The following is a 16,924-nucleotide window of genomic DNA, read 5'->3' on the forward strand; positions in this document are numbered from 1 at the left end:
CTTTGAAAACCGGAGCAATCTATGTCCGAAGCATTCATCTGCGATACGATCCGTACACCCATTGGTCGATATGGAGGGGGCCTGTCCGGCATTCGCGCTGACGACCTGGCAGCCATTCCCCTAAAGGCGCTCATGTCGCGGCACGTGGACCTCGATTGGTCATCCGTAGACGAAGTTATTTTTGGCTGCGCCAATCAGGCCGGAGAAGACAATCGGAACGTGGCGCGTATGGCTCTGTTGCTCGCAGGATTACCCGTGACCGTGCCCGGCACCACCATAAACCGACTATGCGGATCAGGGATGGATGCCGTGGGCACAGCGGCACGGGCGATCAGCGCGGGCGAGGCGGATCTGATCATTGCAGGCGGGGTCGAAAGCATGAGCCGTTCTCCGTTTGTGATGCCCAAGGCCGCCAGCGCGTTCTCCCGCGCGGCAGAGGTGCATGATACAACAATCGGATGGCGGCTGATCAACCCGAAGATGGATGCGCAATACGGGACTGACTCGATGCCTGAAACGGCTGAAAATGTGGCCGAGGACTTTGGTGTATCCCGTGAAGATCAGGACCGGTTTGCACTGCTGTCTCAGCAAAAGGCAGGTCGCGCGATGCAGGACGGGACATTGGCCGCTGAAATCACACCCGTTACCATACCACAAAGAAAAGGACCGGACATCGTCGTGAGCGAAGACGAACATCCGCGTCCGCAAACCACTTTGGAAGCGCTGGCAAAACTACGCGCCCCGTTTCGTGAGGGTGGTTCGGTGACGGCCGGAAACGCTTCTGGCGTGAATGATGGCGCCAGCGCGATGATCCTGGCCTCGGAAAAAGGTATCGAAAAACACGGCCTGACACCAATCGCAAAAGTTGTGACGACGGCAACGGCAGGCGTGGCCCCTCGCGTCATGGGCATTGGACCTGTTCCTGCGTCACGAAAAGCGCTGGCCAAGGCGGGTCTTGGCATACACGACATGGATGTCATCGAACTTAACGAAGCTTTCGCCTCGCAAGGTATCGCGGTCTTGCGTGAACTTGGGGCACCAGAAGATGCGGATTTTGTGAACCCGAATGGGGGTGCAATCGCGTTGGGCCATCCTTTGGGCATGAGTGGTGCACGCATCGTCGGAACAGCGGCATTGCAACTGCAGCGCAGCGCCGGACGTTTCGCACTTTGCACAATGTGTATCGGCGTGGGTCAGGGAATCGCTACAATTATCGAACGTGCTTGACAAAAAAGCGGCGCGAAGACTGTGTCATTCGCGCCGCTCCGGGAGATGGCAACCGATACCGGTTGCCAGGGAGTGTTCCGTTATTTCTTAATCTGCTTGGCCCAGGCGCCCGCCCAGCGGGGGCCGGCCGTTGTCCCAACCGGCGCGATCTTGTCCAGACGCGCAACATCTTCTGCGGTTAGCTCAATGTCCGCCGCCTTGGCATTTTCCACCGCCCAGTGGGCGCGCGGTGCGCCGGGGATCGGGATAGCCTGTTTCGCGATAAGCCAGGCAATTGCCAGTTGCGCAGAGGTCGCACCCTTTTCTTCGGCCATATCCCGAACAGCATGGGCAATGGCCATATTCTGTTCGTAGTTCCCTTTTTGGTACCGGGGATCCAAACGGCGGTAATCGTCTTCGGGATAGCTTTCCGCTGGTTGAGCATCGCCTGCCAGAAACCCACGACCCAATGGTGCGTATCCGATGAAGCCGATGCCGCGTTCCCGGCAAAAATCAATCTCGCCATTTTCGACTTCTCGCTCCCAAAGTGAATACTCACTTTGCTGCGCGGCGATTGGATGCACGGCATGGGCACGTTCGATCTGCTCAGCGCTGGCCTCTGACAATGCCAGATGCCCGACTTTCCCGTCGCGCACAAGATCCGCCATCGCCCCTACGGTTTCTTCAATCTCAATATTGGGATCGACCCGATGCAGGTACAACATGTCTAAGTAATCTGTGCGCAACCGTTTCAGGCAGCCATCCACTGCGTTCTTTACATGCGCGGCGCTGGCATTCTGGCCAATACGCTTGCCGTCAGGCTCATGCGCAAAACCGATTTTTGTTGAGAGCACGACCTTGTCACGGTATCCGACCAATGCGTCGCCCACCAACGCTTCATTCGCCCAACCATACAAGGTGCTGGAGCCATCAGGCGCGATTTTGATTGGCCCATAAATCTCGGCGGTGTCGACCAGCGTGACACCCACGTCGATTGCGGCGTGAATTGCCCGGTGCGCGTCTTCGGCGTTGACCGCACCATAAGTTCCACCCATACCCATGCAGCCGATGCCAACGACGCTAATCTTCGGTCCATTGTCGCCAAGCGTTGTATAGCGCATAAGTCGCCCCAATATTCAGTATTAATCCCCCATTCCATAACACAAGCGACAAGTGTCTGTCTAGTTTGGCTTGCATTTTTGATCTATTTTAAGGTATGTTTATCATTATTCAGATCAACTAGTGGAGATAATATGGCGCATCCCCGGTCTTGGGGGGTTGCCCAACCCCTGACCCACAGCCCTTTCGCAACACTTTATGCCGGTTACTTTCTGTCATTTGTTGCAATCACTATGGTCGAATCAACGGTCATGTGGGCGGTTGCAGACAGCGGTGCATCGGCTGCCATCGTCGCGATGGTTTCCACGGCCGGATTGTTGCCGATCGTCTTCCTGATCCTGCCATTTGGTACTTTGGCTGACATCCTGAAGCCAAAAACCATTCTTCTGTCCTCGCAAATCTGGGCCACAATTGTCTCGCTTGCTTTGGCCGCAGCGGTGCTTCCGAGTGAACCCGACCTGATGATCCTCCTGGGCTTAACAAGCGCATTCGCCATTGCCACGGCAGCCCGCCTGCCACTGTTGAACGCAATGGTTCCGGTTAGCGTCACACCCGATCAGTTACCCAATGCGATGACGCTGTTTGGAATGGCCATGTCCATGGCGCGGCTGTTTGGACCGGCAATTGCCTTTGTCATTCTTACCCTGTTCGGGAAGGTGCCTGTATTTGTAGCCGCAGCGGCAATTTCTGCTTTCGTTTACGTCTTGCTGCGCCGCGCGCCTGTTCGACCCAACCAGCAATCGGAACCTTTTACACGCGCCCTGCGAACCGCAGTTCAGTTCGCCGCCAGTACACCAGCGTTTTCAAGGCTATTGGCGCTGAGCGCCGGTTTCTTTGTATTGGTGACTGGCCCTGCCGCTCTGGCACCACTTCATGCAAAACTTGGATTTGGGCATGAGCCTTTCGTCTTCATGTCAGTCGTCGTGACCTTTGGGGCCGGCGCGCTCTTTGGCGGCATATCGCGCCCTTGGTTGGCGGGGCGTTTTGATACTCCGCGGATCCTGCGCATCTCAATCGTTTTGACGTCCATAGGTGGACTCGCAATCGCCTTTGCGCCGCTGCAAGCTGTATTGTGGGCGGGCTCAATCATCCACGGAGCGGGTTGGATTATTGGCTTGTCGTGCCTGACGACCCAGGCGCAAACACTGTTACCGGAATGGGTCCGCGCACGCGGGATGGCACTGATGCATATGTCAACAATCGGCGGCGTTTCTATTGGTGCCGCAGTTTGGGGCGGCGTTGCAGAGGTATCCAGCACACAAATCGCGCTCATCGGTTCAGCCCTGGTCAGCCTACTGGCCCTGCCTCTGCCGCTATGCGCGCTTTTCCGTCAACGGGATCTAAGCAAATCAGAGACACTAAAATACTGGTTTGAACCGACGATTGAACTTTCGGTTACGGAACAAAACACGCCGGTCGAAGTTTCGATTGACTATGATGTCAAAACCGATTGTATTCACGAGTTTCTGAACCTCTTGGCCAAATCGCGCCGCGCGCGCCTTCGCGAAGGGGCAACGGATTGGTCAGCCTGGCGGTCTGCCGACGATCCTTGCGTCTTTACAGAAAAGATAGGGTTTGCATCCTTGCGTCATCACAAGCTCAGCGCAGAGCGTACGACCAAAGGTGACTACGAGCTGAGAGCCCAGAAAGTTGCGCTTCTGAAAACAAAGGAGCCGCAAGTGCGTTTCAAGATCGCGCAGCAGCTGCGGCCTCTGCGCGATCTGGACAGTTAGTGTTCAGACATCCGTGTTGAACATGATGGTCTTCAGTTCAGTGAAGGCCTCGATCGAGGTAAAGCCGCCTTCCCGACCCAGACCAGACGCCTTGATGCCGCCAAAGGGTGAGTTGGGCATGAACGTATAGCCGTTAATGCCAACGGTGCCTGCGCGAATACCTTCTGCCATACGCCAGGCACGCCCGATATTTGTGGTGTAAACGCCGCTCGCCAGCCCGTATTCAGAATTATTGGCCAGCGCAATGGCCTCTTCTTCGGTTTCAAAGGTCGTCAATGACAGGACGGGCCCAAAAATTTCCTCTTGGGCAAGACGAGAGTTGGGGTTTACGTCCGTAAACAGGGTTGGATTCATCCAGTTACCTGCTTTAAGCGCCTCTTCGGTCGGCGTATCGCCGCCGAATGCCAGGTTTGCACCTTCCTCCTGACCAATTTTCACATATCCCAGCACTTTAACCAGCTGCGCAGGGTTGATCATAGGCGCGGACGTTGTGCTGAGGTCAAACGGATCACCATACTTGACCGACTTCGTCTGCTCTTGCGCATATTTGACGAAATCATCGACGATATCCTTGTGCACCAGGGCGCGGCTGGTGATCGAACAAACCTGACCTGAAAGGCCCATGTCCATCATGCCCATCACGCCATGCGCAGTTTTTTCGAGATCTGCGCAATCGGGGAAAACGATGGCCGCGCTTTTTCCGCCCAGTTCAAGCGTCACCCGCTTGAGCCCGTCAGAAGCAATCCGGTGAATATGCTCGCCGATCTTCCGGCTGCCGGTGAACGAAATCTTGTCGACGCCTTCCGCACGGGTCAACGGATCACCGGTTTGACCGTCGCCAGGCAGGAACTGGAACACACCCGGGGGAAGATCTGCTTCGTGGATAAGCTCGGCCATGCGATATGCCGAAAGCGAGGCATATTCGGAAGGCTTCATGATGATACAGCAGCCCGCCGCCAGAGCAGGCGCAACTTTTTCCGGAAATTGCAACAGGGGCGCATTCCAGGGTGTAATGCCGACGCAAACGCCAACTGGTTCACGAACCGAGATAAAGCGGATGTTCACCTCATCAGAATATTGCGGGAAGGTTTCACCGTTGATCTTGTCGATCCAACCTGCCTGATGGCGGAAAACGTCTGCAGCCAAATGACCCGAAACGCGGTAAAGCTGGCCAAAGCTCATTGGGATTGCGTTGTCCAGCGTCTGAAGAGCCGTTAGTTCGTCAGCATGCTTAGTAAACAGATCTGCAATTCGCAGCAGAAGCCTTGTGCGATCATTGGCCTTCATCTTTGTCCACGGGCCGTTGTCAAACGCATCGCGGGCCGCAGCGACCGCAGCTTTAACATCCTCTTCTGATGCCATCGGAATTTCTGCCAGCACCTCATTGGTTGCAGGGTTGCGATGCTGATGGAACCGGCCCCCGGTCGTCGGGCGCCATTCGCCGTTGATTAGAGCACCTGGAATGCTGATGTTAAGTTCATCGCGCTTACTCAGAAGAGAAAAGGTCATGGTACACCATTGCTAGTTTGCTTCTTGATCTACATTACTGGATATATACCATTTTTTCAAACAAAACATCTTGCCGCCCCGAATGCGCGGATTCTTGACCCTCTGCCTGTTCGCGTTATGGTATTTGGGACAGCAGGAGAAAAAAATTGCTATTAGCAGGCGATCAGACAGAACGAAAATCAATTAACAAGGCAACCAAGCGCGTATTGACCGTGCTGCAGGCATTCATAGCAAGCAACGAGCCGCTTGGCCCTTCAGAATTGGCACGCCGTTTGGATATGTCTCGGAACATGGTGTATCGAGCTCTGGCAACGCTTGAGAAAGAAGGTTTTCTTTTTCGCGTTGAAAATACCGGCCGTTTCATACTTTCAAACAATATTTCTCAGCTGCAAAACGCGACCAATCCACCGCCCAATTTTCGAACTATGGCCACGCCTTATATCGAGAAAATTGCGCACTTAACTGGCGAAACAGTGCAACTTTTAGTTCTCTCCGAGGACGTCGCCGTCGTCATCGATGGGATCGAAAGCACCAATGCCCTTTCGCTGGCGGTGAAGTTCGGACACGCAATTCCATTGCACGTTTCAGTCGGGTCTCGCGCTGTTCTTGCGGCTTTACCTGATGAAGAGATCGAAAGCTACTATCGCAGAAACAAACCTCTGAAATCCTATACAGCGACCTCGATTACCAAACTTGCAGAGTTGAAAAAGGAAGTCGCCTTAATTCGGGAAGAAGGTTTTGCCCGCTCTTTCGGGGATTACAGTCCAACTACGGCCGGGTTTGCCTATTCCATTTTGGACAGCGATGGAAAGCCTCACGGCGCCGTGGGTGTGGGAGGGCCAAGACAGCGTATCTCTGATGAATGGTGTGATGAGATGCGGGAAAAGGTACGCCCCTGGATAGACGAACTGCGAATGATCGCTGCACTTTATGAGGCCGACTAATGCCGACCAACCCATTGACCAACACATCGACGCAGCATGTCATTGAAACGCTGCGCGTTCTGGCCAGCAACAATGAACCTTTGGGCTTGCCCGAGGTATCGAGTATGCTGAACCTTCCGCACAGCACAGCCCATCGCGCATTGATGACGCTTGAGGAGGCCGGTTTTGCCGAGCGGACCCGCTACGCTGTCCAGTTCCAGACAAGCCCGGTTGTACATCATCTCATCCGTTCGATGGTGCATCAGTTTCCCGCGCGAAAACTGGCTGCGGATATGTTTCGGGAAATTTCAAAAGAGCATGATGTCACGATTACACTGAACTGGCGCGTTGGTTGGTACTGTATGCGCTTGTACAGCGTTGAAGGTGTACAGGAAGCTCACCAACGCAGGCGTATCGGAGAGCAACGTATGCTGCATGACGGTGTGGGTCCTTCGACGATTTTGGCCTCGCTGCCAAAATCCGAGTTGACGTCTTACGAGAGCCAGGTTGACGCATTGCGCCGACCCAGCGACAGGAAATACGACCCCAAGCAAGTTGCCAAGTTTGACAAACAACTATCGGCTGAGAACTACACAAGTTACGAAGCCCCAAACCAATATGGGTTGGATTGGGTATCCCGTCCGATTCAAAACCACGACGGAGACACGGTCGCTTCGGTCAGCATCGGGATTGGTAAGGTTACTCACAATACAGCATCGGCAGAACTGGCGAAGCAGACAGTATTGAGCAAAATTGACGATTTCCAATCCACTATGTCGAACGCGAACGGAAAATTTGCGTCGCCTTATGATGCGTGCGATCCAGATTCATTCAATACGCAAAGCAGCCCATCGCTCTATCGAATCGAGCAGACAGAAGGAAGTTGAAGCTGATTTCCTTTGTGACCCCAAGCCAATCCACCTAAGCCTTCGTGGTGCATTCTGCCTTTAGCTAAAACAGGATTCGAAATGCAGGCTGACACCAACGAGAATGCCGACCTGCCTGACGCGTATCGGCGCCTTAGGCAAGCCGAACGCGAAGGGTTGCGATTGGCGATCATGGCGCGAACTGCGGTCATCACCGTTGCGCTGATCGGATATGGGGTTGGTCCCTTTCTCACAACGGGGGACAGCCCGCGCTTGTCGGTTGTGGCGCCTTTGTTCCTTCTGGCCATCATTGGATTTTCCCATATCGCAGTGATTGGCACGAAGTTCGACGCGCCTTGGATCAAGTACGGGATCTATGGAATAGACGTGATCGGGATTTGCACAATCTTTGCGCTGGTCCCAATAAGCAGCGTGGATGACGTACCTCAGATTCTGGCGTTCCGCGCTTACGGGATTTATTTTCTTTTTCCGATTTTGATGATGTCTGCTCTCAGCCTATCATGGCCGCTTGTGGTATGGACCGGCACCATAATTCTTGTGGGATGGTGGAGTGCGTTTGAGTTTGTAGTCGCCCAGATGGATCGTACGCTCTCGTGGGGCGACATGCCGCTGGACGCAACCACGGCAGACTATGTTTCGATCTTTCTTTCGATCGATTTTATTGGTCGCGGGAACAGGATGGAAGAATCCATTATGATCCTGTTTTCCACCCTGATACTTGCGCTGGCAGTTTATCGTGCCAGACACGTCTTTTTCCAACATGTAGAGGCAGAGCGCATTGCCGAACAAGAGCGCGAAGCGACACATCGCGTTACTCAGCTATTAGGTCAGCATGTTCCGACAGGAGTCGTGGACGCCCTGATCAAGGCACCAGAAAAACTCGCCCCGAACCTTGTAACCGGAACTGCTCTTGTGCTGGACATGGAAAAATTCACCCCTTGGGCTGCCAAACGCGAGCCGGTCGAGGTGATCAAAACTCTGGATGAGTTTCTAGCCGCAGCGTCCGATATTGTCGCATCCGAAGGGGGGACCGTGATTTCATTCATGGGTGATGGATTGCTGGCAACTTTCAATGCACCAAGCTCAAACAAAGATCACGCGCTGCATGGCATCAAAGCAGCAGAAAGCTTGCAAGCGGCCGCAAAGAAATTCGGGTTCAGTGTTCGTATCGGCGTTGCAACCGGTCCGATCGTCACCGGCGTCATCGGTTCCAACACAAGGCAGACCTTCACCGTCTATGGTATGACGATCAACATAGCGGCCCGTTTGGAGGCGTTGAATAAGTCTCTAAAAACAAAAATTCTTTGTGACAGAGCCACGGCTGAAGTTGGATTGGATAAAGCGAAAATTGAACCAGCGGTCGTCCTTCCTGGTGTTCCGGATGACGTTGCATACGTTATTGTTGCGCGTTAACTCTTGCCGGGTTTGCTTTGGTCGATCCTGGTGACGAAATTGGCGATTTCGCCAATGGCGCTTGCGGCCTCGGGAATAACAGCACCCATTCCGAGAAAGCCGTGGATCACTCCCGGATAGTGCACATGTTTCGTCCCGACAGCGTGCGCGGCGACGCGTTCTGAGTATAGGGCCGCTTCATCACGCAATGGATCCAATCCAGCCGTAATGATCAACGAAGGCGCAATTCCACTCAAATCCGGACAAAGGCCGGGAGACGCCATTAGATCGTTTTTATGGCTTGCTTCTTGGAAATACTGCTGGTCGTACCAGTTCATCGCTTCGGTATTGATTGGAAACTGGTCAGCCAACTTAGCGCGCGATGGCAGGTCGGTAACATGATCCAAGGCGGGGTAAATCAGAACCTGACCCATGAGCCTTTCAGGTTGCCCGGCATAGCTTTGCGCCACTACGGCGGCGAGTGTCCCGCCCGCACTATCCCCAGCCACAATTACGCGGGCAGGATCAACCCGTTCATTTGACCAGTCGTTGATCAGATATGCGAAGGCTTCGATTGCATCATGAACCGCACCGGGGAATGGTGTTTCAGGCGCTTTTCGATACTCAACCGAAACAACGGCTGCGCCAGCCTCTTCACTGAGCCGGCGACAGATTGAATCGTGGGTTTCCAAATCCCCGATGACCATCCCGCCGCCGTGAAAATAAACCATCAACGGAAGAGAGTGGGCGCTGGATTGTGGAATATAAAGGCGCGCTGGCAATTTCCGACCGGCAAGCCGGATCACCAAATCATCGACCTCGCCCAATTCACGTGTCGGGAACGCGCTGGCGCCTGCGCGCGCTCTGTATTGCGCACGCGCTTCCAGCGGTTTCAACGTATGGAGCGCTGGTAAATCTGCTTGGGCAACAAGATCTAACAAAGCCTTTGTCTCGGTGGTCGGATCATCAATCGACTGTATAGTCTTGGTCACTTGGATCGATCCCGCATCCAGTTGGCGATCGCAGGAGCAAGTTCATTTTGTGCCCGTTTCCCAACGAATACACCAATATGGCCGCCGGGAAACTTCAACTCAGTGTAGTCATCCGTTCCAACCATATCCGCAAGCGCCGTTGAACAGACCGGTGGCGCGATGACGTCATGTGCACCATAGACATTTAGAACCGGGCATTTGACATTTTTCAGGTCAACGCCGTGATCGCCAAGTTTCAACGTTCCCTTCACCAGACGGTTTTCTATGTAGAAGTCTTTCAACCACTGGCGCACGGACTCAGCAGTATGGTCCGGCTTGTCGCTTAACCAGTTTTCCATGCGCAAGAAACCTGCCAGCTGGTTTTCGTCCTCGGCCAATTCAAGCAGGTCCAGGCCAAATTTCGACATGCTGGATACAGGCGTCATGAAACCGAAGGCTTGGGCCATTGTCTCGCCGGGCAGATTGCCCATCGCGTCCACGGCTTCGTCGATGTCTTTACCATCCAACGCCTTGGACCAAAAATGGATCAAGCCCCGACCCAACGTCGTGTCGTCAGAATTGGCATGGAAATCGTAGGGCGCGACAGCGGTGGTTACGGTGTTGACCCGATCGGGAAACAAGGACGCATAGCACGTTAAGAAAATGCCGCCCTGACAAATGCCGAACAGGTTCACTTTTTCAGACCCTGAATCTTCGCACGCAATCTCGACGAAATCAGCAATCGTCCCACAAATATAGTCCTCAAGCGACTGGTAGCGATCTACCGGTCGCGGATGCCCCCAATCGATTATGTAAACGTCCAAACCCTCGGCCAACAACTTGCGCACCAAAGACCGGTCGGGCTGCAAATCGGCCACTGTGTAACGACCGACCAATGCATATGCAAAGAACACAGGTGTCGACAGAGGCTTTTTCACAAGCGGGCGATAACGGTAAAGCGTCGCCGTCCCATCCCGCGCGATTTCATCTTTTGGCGTCGTGCCAACTTCCAGATCGGCGGGGTCAATATCGCTTATCTTTTCTCTGAGGGCATTGAACCTCAACCAAAAGTCCGAAAGCTGCTTTGAGCTGCTGGTTGCCAAATTAAAGAGACCCTGGGTCATTTTTCAGCTCCCTTTTTGGCCTGGCTTGTCTTGGTTGCACGCGACTTGGGTGCAGCATCCTGTTTCAACTTGCGCACCTGCATCCGCAACGAACGAACATCGCGGCGAAGTTCTTGAATTGCCTCATAGGCGGCGTTGATTTCGTTTCGCCCCGGCAATTCTAAAGTTTCAGCGAATCTGTTTAGCAGTTGAGACTTCAGCTTTACGTGACGGGTGGACTTTCGAACAAAATCCGCCTGAGCTTCACAGAACTCATCAGAGCGCAGCATGTTTTGGAGAATAGGTTCCGCAGTTTTCACCCAAAGCCGGTGAAACTCACCCATTTCCGAAATGTCTACGTCTCCCTCTTCAAGATCAGTTATAGCAACCGAAAACTCGTGCGAGGCATGCAGCCATGCGTCACTGATCGTTTTGTTGAGTTTCATGCTGGCATTTTGCGCCTCGGTCCAGGCCATCATGCAAAATGCGATTTCGTTTGCGATCTTCAATCCGTTGTCGTCGTTCACACCAAGCGAACGCAACGCGACATGCGCCGGGGACCAATCCGACGACAGCGCCTTTAGGGCTGTGTCCTGATCGACACCCATAAATCCGCGCAACCCTTGGTCAAAGGCCCCGGTGAATGCCTTGATTTGCTGTTCCTGCAAGCTCAGAAGCTGATCCCAGACCTTGGACCCGGATCCACTCAACGCCTCAGACATTGCAGAAAACTGCTTTAGCTGGGTATTCAGAACGTCAATGGCAGGCTTCGCGACCTCTTCCGCCGATGCCGCTTCACCGTCGGGCTGCGGAAAACCGGAATTCTGCACAAGGTCCGAAACGTCATGACCAAGCGCATCGGCAATCCCATACCAAGGCTGATACAGCGCTTTCAAAAGCTTGCGAGTATCTTCGGATTGAGGGGATTCCATGAGGCTCTCCTGTTAGCTGACACGATCCGCGTTACGAATGAATTTCGCCACCTTCGGGCAGATTTCTTCACGCCAGGCCGCACCGTGAAAGACGCCCATATGGCCCACGTCTGATTGGAAATGCCGTTCGCGCAAGGTGTCCGGAATTTTTGGGCACAGATCGTGCGCCGCATCCGTTTGGCCGCGCCCGGCGATGTCGTCTTTGCCCGCTTCCACCGTCATAATTGCGGTTTTGTCGATGCGAGATAAGTCGACGGCCTCTCCGTCATATTCAAACTCGCCTTTGACCATCAGATGATCACGGAACACCACCGAGACGGATTCCATGAAAAACTCAGCCGGCATGTCCATCACCGCCATGTATTCCGAATAGAACTCATCATGCAGGCGGATCTGTTCTTCAGCGTCGGCGACGATATCCCAAAAGTGCTGAAAATGCGCTTCGACGTGGCGCTCGGCGTTCAGCATCACAAACCCGGCCAGCTGCAAAAAGCCGGGATAGACGCGGCGCAGAGCCCCTGGGTATCCATACGGCACGGTCTGCACGAAGAACGATTCCAAAATACGATCCGACAGGCGCATTCCCATTTGTCCCGGCACGGTCGGGTTCACACGCGTATCAATCGGGCACGCCATCAATGTCACTGACCGGGGGATTGTTTTTGCGTTGCGGCGGGTCAGAACCTCGGTCGCCGCTAAAACAGCACATCCCGGCTGCGACACGGTAACGATATGTGTACCCGGCCCGCATTGGTCCAAGAACCGAATTACGTAATCGACATAGCTGCTAAGGTCGAAACGCCCCTCGCTAAGCGCCACGTCCCGCGCGTTTTCCCAATCCGTTACATAGACATCATGCTCGGGCAGTAGCCCCTGAATCGTGTCACGCATCAAGGTTGGAAAGTGGCCGGACATGGGAACCACCAGCAAGACCGGAGGATCCTTGCGCTCTTTTCTGTTGGCAAAGTCTCGGCGAAACCTGACCAGCCTTGCAAATGGCAGCACTTCGACAACTTCTTCGATGACCGGAACTTCTTCACCATCTACCTGGATTGTTTCGATGCCATACCCCGGACGGTCATATCGTTGCGACAACTTCACGAACATCTCATTCGCGGCACGCGACATTTCCGTTGGATCAAGCCCGAACAAAGGAACCATTGAGAAAGCTTTTGAAGCACTCCCATAAGACTGGATGCTGTTCATCATCTCAGCAGCCATCGTCATCGGAGCCAAAGCGGTCCGAAACATTTCATATCCGGAGTAGAGCATTTACTTTTTCCAAGATTCCAGCGTCATCGTGTTGTTTTGTTATTTGATATCTATCCTGATTTTCAGCAAAATACAATCGAAACCTGCCTTGGCCTACTTGCGGACGGTTGGCTCAGGCTTCGTCTGAGCTCGCCCAGGGCACCCCACCGGCGTAGCTCCGGTAAATCGTAGCGGCGCGCCACCCTGCGTCTACGGGAACCATCGTGCCCGTGATGGCGGCGGCCTGTTCCGAGCAAAGGAAGGCTGCAACGTCGGCAATATGCTCTGGTTTCACGAACATTTTCAAAGCACCGGCATTTCGGATCACATTCGGATCGCGGTCACCGGAATCGATACGGGCTTGGATGTTTTGGGTCAGCACATATGTTGGCGCGACCCCGTTGACCCGAACACCGAACCGACCCAGTTCGACCGAGAGGATTTCAGTCAACCTCGCGATGGCGGTTTTCCCCGGGCTATAGGCCGGAAGTGGAAACGCCCCCATGCCGGTAATGGATCCCAGGGTCAGCACCGCCCCCTGCTTTCGATCAGACATCGCACTTGCGAAAGATCGCACCGCATGAATCGTGCCATTGTAATTCACATCCCAGACACGCTGATGCTCTGCCAGATCCATCTCGAGAACGGTCTGACTGTTGTTGATTATCCCGGCTGATGTCACGAGAGTAGAGACAGGGCCGATATCCGCTTCGACCTTTTTGGCGATCTCGTCCAGTGCTTCGGCATCCGTCACATCACACTGGATGGAAACGCAACTGCCCCCCTGAGACTGCAATGCTTGTTCTGCTGCGATCAACGCGTCGGAATTGTAGTCCAGCAGAACAACTTTATCATGGGTGCTTGCCATTCGCTGCGCACAGGCAAGCCCGATTCCGCTGGCACCACCGGTAACAACTAGTACCCCCATTTTCACCTCTCGCTTTCTTATGTATTGGCTGGATCAATTCCGCAGAACCAGGCGAATGACGCCTAGGGCAGCAGCACGATTTTCCCTGTAGCCTGACCGTGTTGCAGTTTTCTCAATGCGCTTGCGAACTGTTCCAATGGCAACGTTTCGCTGACCAACGGATCGAGTTTGCCCGCAACCCAAAGGGCAAAGATTTCTTCCTGAGCGTGACGCACCCAACCCGCAAAGCGGTCGCGGTAATCTGTCCATTGAAGGCCCGAGACGGATATATTCTTCACCAACAGGTAGTTCGTTTTGATCGTCGGAATTTGCCCGGCGGCAAAGCCGATGGCAACAAGACGACCCCGCCAAGCCAAAGCGCGCAAAGCCGCACCGGTGACGTCTCCGCCAACGGGGTCAATTACGACGTCTACGCCCTGCCCATCCGTTACAGCATACACAGCCTCGCGCAGGCCATCGCGCAAGTTGGCCATTTCCAGATCGATAACATCATCGCACCCGGCCTGACGCGCGATACCCACGTTTTCCTCTCCGAGCACGGCACCGATCACCCGCTTGGCACCTTTTGCCTTGGCCAACTGAACCGCAGCCGAGCCAATACCCCCGGATGCTCCTAAAACCAGAACACTTTCCCCAGACTGAAACTGTGCGCGGTCAGTCAGAGCGAAATAAGCCGTCTGATATACCAGCCCAAAAGCAGCAGCCGTTTCAAACGGCATACCGTCAGGCATTTTGTAGCAGTTTTCCGGCGTCGTGATCAGCCGTTGCGTGTATGCCCCGTGATCGGGATGCACAGCAACGTGATCACCTGCAGAGAACTCAGTCACGCCTTCGCCGACGGCTGCGACCACACCGGCGCCCGCCTTACCCGGAGTGAACGGCAGGACCGGTTTTACTTGGTACTTCCCTTCGATCACCAGGATATCGGGAAAGTTCACATCGCATGCGCGCATATCAATTGCGATTTCACCGGCCGCAGGGTCACGCGGTTCAAACGCCTCGAACGCTGCGTCTTCGAAGGGTGCAAATTCTCGAACAACGACCGCTTTCATTTTGCCGACTCCACCGACCCGTGGTTTCGAAGAAGAATATCGTCTGCTCCCAGCGCCGGGGCTTCTTTGGCGCCTTCTTGCTCACGGAACGATTTCGAGATTGGTGTCGGAAGGCCCTTGATCTCAGCTCCCTCAGCATTTGCCAGCTGCGTGTCGAAAACTCCGCGCGATGCAAAATGCGGGTCGCGCATTGCTTCCTGGACGGATTTTACAATTGTGCAGCAACAATCCGCGACCTCAAATATCGCGTCCCATTCTACCGCAGTCTTGGAGGCTATGATTTGCTCCACTGCTTGCGTCGTGGCGGCCGGGTCAATCGAGTCATCTCGGAGAGCGTCAGGCAGTCCAATCGCGTCGGTGAAAGCGACCCAGAACTTTTGTTCGATCGGGGCGGCGGCCAGAAACTTACCGTCCGATGTTCCGTACAATCTGTATCTGCAAGACCCGCCGGTCACGAGGGCATCACTGTTGCCCGGCCACTGCCCGGCCACCTGCCCTTCGCCCATTGCCCAATAAAGGAATGGAAACAGGTTGTCAGACATCGAAATGTCCAAATGCACTGGCTTGCCGGTCCGATCCCGGTCGCGCAAGGCCAACAGAATATTGAACACCGCCGGGTATGTTCCGCCCGCGATGTCTGCAATCAGTGCCGGAGGAATGACCGGGTTCTGCACTGTACCGCAGCTCAGAGACAGCATCCCTGCATCGCCAATGTAATTCATGTCATGTCCAGCGCGCAGCGACTTGGGACCATCCTGCCCATATCCTGTGATCGAGCAATAAATCACGTCGGAGTTGATACTCAGCACATCCTCATAGCCCAAACCCAATCGCGACATGACACCCGGGCGAAATTGCTCGACGATTACATCAGCACTTTCGATCAAAGGCCTGAGGCGGCCCAACTCGTCTGGGTCTTTCAGATCGACCGCGACGCTTTTCTTTCCGCGGTTCAGCATGTTGAAATTCGCGCTGTCTACGCCCCATTTGGGAACGTAACTGCGCATTTCCTCGCCACGCCCCGGGCGCTCTACCTTGATGACCTCGGCACCGGCCTCGGCCAGAAACAGCGTCGCCATCGGACCTGGCAACAAGGTGGAAAAATCAAGTACGCGAATGTCGCTCAGGGGGCCGGGCATGATACCTTCTCCGTAAAAATGAAAATTGGCTCTGCTCTACGCAGATGAAGCTTTTCAAGTTCAGTGGTGCATTCCCTGACCGCCATCGACATAGATCGTCTCGCCGGTCATGAAGGGAATTTTCATCTGAAACACAGCGGCCACCAGCCGCGCGATTTCATCGACAGCCCCTGCGCGCCCGACAGGAATACGTTTTCCCATCCATCGCTGCGTGCTTTCTCTGGCAAGGTAGTCCTTGTTCAGGTCGGTCTCGATATAGCCCGGGGCAACATTCAAAACCGTAATTCCATCCTTTGCCCATTCAACGGCCAGGCAACGCGTCATTGCCCCAACAGCCGCCTTCGAGGCGCAATAGGCCAGGTTATCTACGACCCCCAACTTGTCGAAGAATGAACCGATATTCACAATTGCACCACGGCTATCTTTGAGGTGCGGATAGATCTCTCGGCAAGCAACCATGACAGACGTAGCGTTGAGAAGCATGACCTTGTCATAGTCTGCCGTATCCAGCGTTGCGCTGGGACCGCCTATATGAACGCCCGCACAGTTGACCAGACCATTGATTGGGCCTTCGGCGGCCAGCTCTACCAACACCGTTTTCACCCGCTGTTCATCCGTCATGTCGCACGCGACACCACGACCAACTGGCGCGTCCCCCGAACGAGACAGACAAATGACTTCGAAACCGCCACGGTCCAACTCTTGCGCGATCTCGCGCCCGATGCCCCGACTGGCTCCTGTTACAACAATTCGTTCTTTGCCCATCATTCGTGCTCCAG

General features: G+C 54.4%; 15 protein-coding genes. 5 read left to right on the forward strand and 10 right to left on the reverse strand.

Features of this window, described 5'->3' with window-relative positions; genetic code table 11:
* Positions 1-21: 21 nt before the first annotated feature.
* Positions 22-1,227, forward strand: a complete 1,206-nt coding sequence (gene pcaF / locus ACR0B3_RS22170) for a 3-oxoadipyl-CoA thiolase (protein ID WP_480810970.1) — start codon at positions 22-24, stop codon at positions 1,225-1,227.
* A gap of 80 nt (positions 1,228-1,307) precedes the next feature.
* On the opposite strand, the gene ACR0B3_RS22175 is transcribed toward pcaF, so the two are convergent.
* Positions 1,308-2,327, reverse strand: a complete 1,020-nt coding sequence (locus tag ACR0B3_RS22175) for an aldo/keto reductase (RefSeq protein ID WP_480810971.1) — start codon at positions 2,325-2,327, stop codon at positions 1,308-1,310.
* Between the two features lie 132 nt (positions 2,328-2,459).
* On the opposite strand from ACR0B3_RS22175, the gene ACR0B3_RS22180 reads away from it, so the two are divergent.
* Positions 2,460-4,058 carry an MFS transporter gene (locus ACR0B3_RS22180; RefSeq protein ID WP_480810972.1) on the forward strand — a complete coding sequence of 533 codons (1,599 nt, stop codon included), beginning with the start codon at positions 2,460-2,462 and terminating at the stop codon, positions 4,056-4,058.
* Positions 4,059-4,061: 3 nt separating this feature from the next.
* On the opposite strand, the gene ACR0B3_RS22185 is transcribed toward ACR0B3_RS22180, so the two are convergent.
* Positions 4,062-5,567 (reverse strand): aldehyde dehydrogenase family protein, encoded by a 1,506-nt coding sequence (locus ACR0B3_RS22185; protein WP_480810973.1) that lies wholly within the window; start codon positions 5,565-5,567, stop codon positions 4,062-4,064.
* A 146-nt stretch (positions 5,568-5,713) separates the two neighbouring features.
* On the opposite strand from ACR0B3_RS22185, the gene ACR0B3_RS22190 reads away from it, so the two are divergent.
* The 3 genes from ACR0B3_RS22190 to ACR0B3_RS22200 all read left to right on the forward strand — a co-directional run bounded on the left by ACR0B3_RS22190 (position 5,714) and on the right by ACR0B3_RS22200 (position 8,790).
* Complete coding sequence (locus ACR0B3_RS22190; protein ID WP_480810974.1) at positions 5,714-6,511, forward strand: IclR family transcriptional regulator; 798 nt, start codon at positions 5,714-5,716, stop codon at positions 6,509-6,511.
* Positions 6,511-7,377: a helix-turn-helix domain-containing protein gene (locus ACR0B3_RS22195; RefSeq protein ID WP_480810975.1), complete on the forward strand. Its 867-nt coding sequence runs from the start codon at positions 6,511-6,513 to the stop codon at positions 7,375-7,377. The genes ACR0B3_RS22190 and ACR0B3_RS22195 overlap by 1 nt, the downstream gene beginning before the upstream one ends.
* Positions 7,378-7,458: 81 nt before the next feature.
* On the forward strand, positions 7,459-8,790 hold the full coding sequence (locus tag ACR0B3_RS22200) for an adenylate/guanylate cyclase domain-containing protein (protein WP_480810976.1): 1,332 nt from the start codon (positions 7,459-7,461) through the stop codon (positions 8,788-8,790).
* Here ACR0B3_RS22200 and ACR0B3_RS22205 read toward each other — a convergent pair.
* The 8 genes from ACR0B3_RS22205 to ACR0B3_RS22240 all read right to left on the reverse strand — a co-directional run bounded on the left by ACR0B3_RS22205 (position 8,787) and on the right by ACR0B3_RS22240 (position 16,910).
* Positions 8,787-9,761, reverse strand: coding sequence for an alpha/beta hydrolase (locus ACR0B3_RS22205; RefSeq protein WP_480810977.1), 975 nt, complete (start codon positions 9,759-9,761; stop codon positions 8,787-8,789). The genes ACR0B3_RS22200 and ACR0B3_RS22205 overlap by 4 nt on opposite strands.
* Positions 9,758-10,864, reverse strand: a complete 1,107-nt coding sequence (locus tag ACR0B3_RS22210) for an alpha/beta fold hydrolase (RefSeq protein ID WP_480810978.1) — start codon at positions 10,862-10,864, stop codon at positions 9,758-9,760. The genes ACR0B3_RS22205 and ACR0B3_RS22210 overlap by 4 nt, the downstream gene beginning before the upstream one ends.
* Positions 10,861-11,775, reverse strand: coding sequence for a poly(R)-hydroxyalkanoic acid synthase subunit PhaE (locus tag ACR0B3_RS22215; RefSeq protein WP_480810979.1), 915 nt, complete (start codon positions 11,773-11,775; stop codon positions 10,861-10,863). Before ACR0B3_RS22215 ends, ACR0B3_RS22210 begins: the two co-directional genes overlap by 4 nt.
* Positions 11,776-11,787: 12 nt before the next feature.
* Positions 11,788-13,047, reverse strand: coding sequence for a polyhydroxyalkanoate depolymerase (gene phaZ, locus ACR0B3_RS22220; protein WP_480810980.1), 1,260 nt, complete (start codon positions 13,045-13,047; stop codon positions 11,788-11,790).
* A 112-nt stretch (positions 13,048-13,159) separates the two neighbouring features.
* Positions 13,160-13,954: an SDR family NAD(P)-dependent oxidoreductase gene (locus ACR0B3_RS22225; RefSeq protein ID WP_480810981.1), complete on the reverse strand. Its 795-nt coding sequence runs from the start codon at positions 13,952-13,954 to the stop codon at positions 13,160-13,162.
* Positions 13,955-14,016: 62 nt separating this feature from the next.
* Positions 14,017-15,006, reverse strand: coding sequence for an NADPH:quinone oxidoreductase family protein (locus ACR0B3_RS22230; protein ID WP_480810982.1), 990 nt, complete (start codon positions 15,004-15,006; stop codon positions 14,017-14,019).
* Complete coding sequence (locus ACR0B3_RS22235; RefSeq protein WP_480810983.1) at positions 15,003-16,145, reverse strand: CaiB/BaiF CoA transferase family protein; 1,143 nt, start codon at positions 16,143-16,145, stop codon at positions 15,003-15,005. The genes ACR0B3_RS22230 and ACR0B3_RS22235 overlap by 4 nt, the downstream gene beginning before the upstream one ends.
* Before the next feature lie 60 nt (positions 16,146-16,205).
* Entirely contained in the window at positions 16,206-16,910 is a 705-nt protein-coding gene (locus ACR0B3_RS22240; RefSeq protein WP_480810984.1) for an SDR family NAD(P)-dependent oxidoreductase, read from the reverse strand.
* Positions 16,911-16,924 lie beyond the last annotated feature (14 nt).

It is taken from the genome of Ruegeria sp. CE9 (assembly GCF_056537425.1).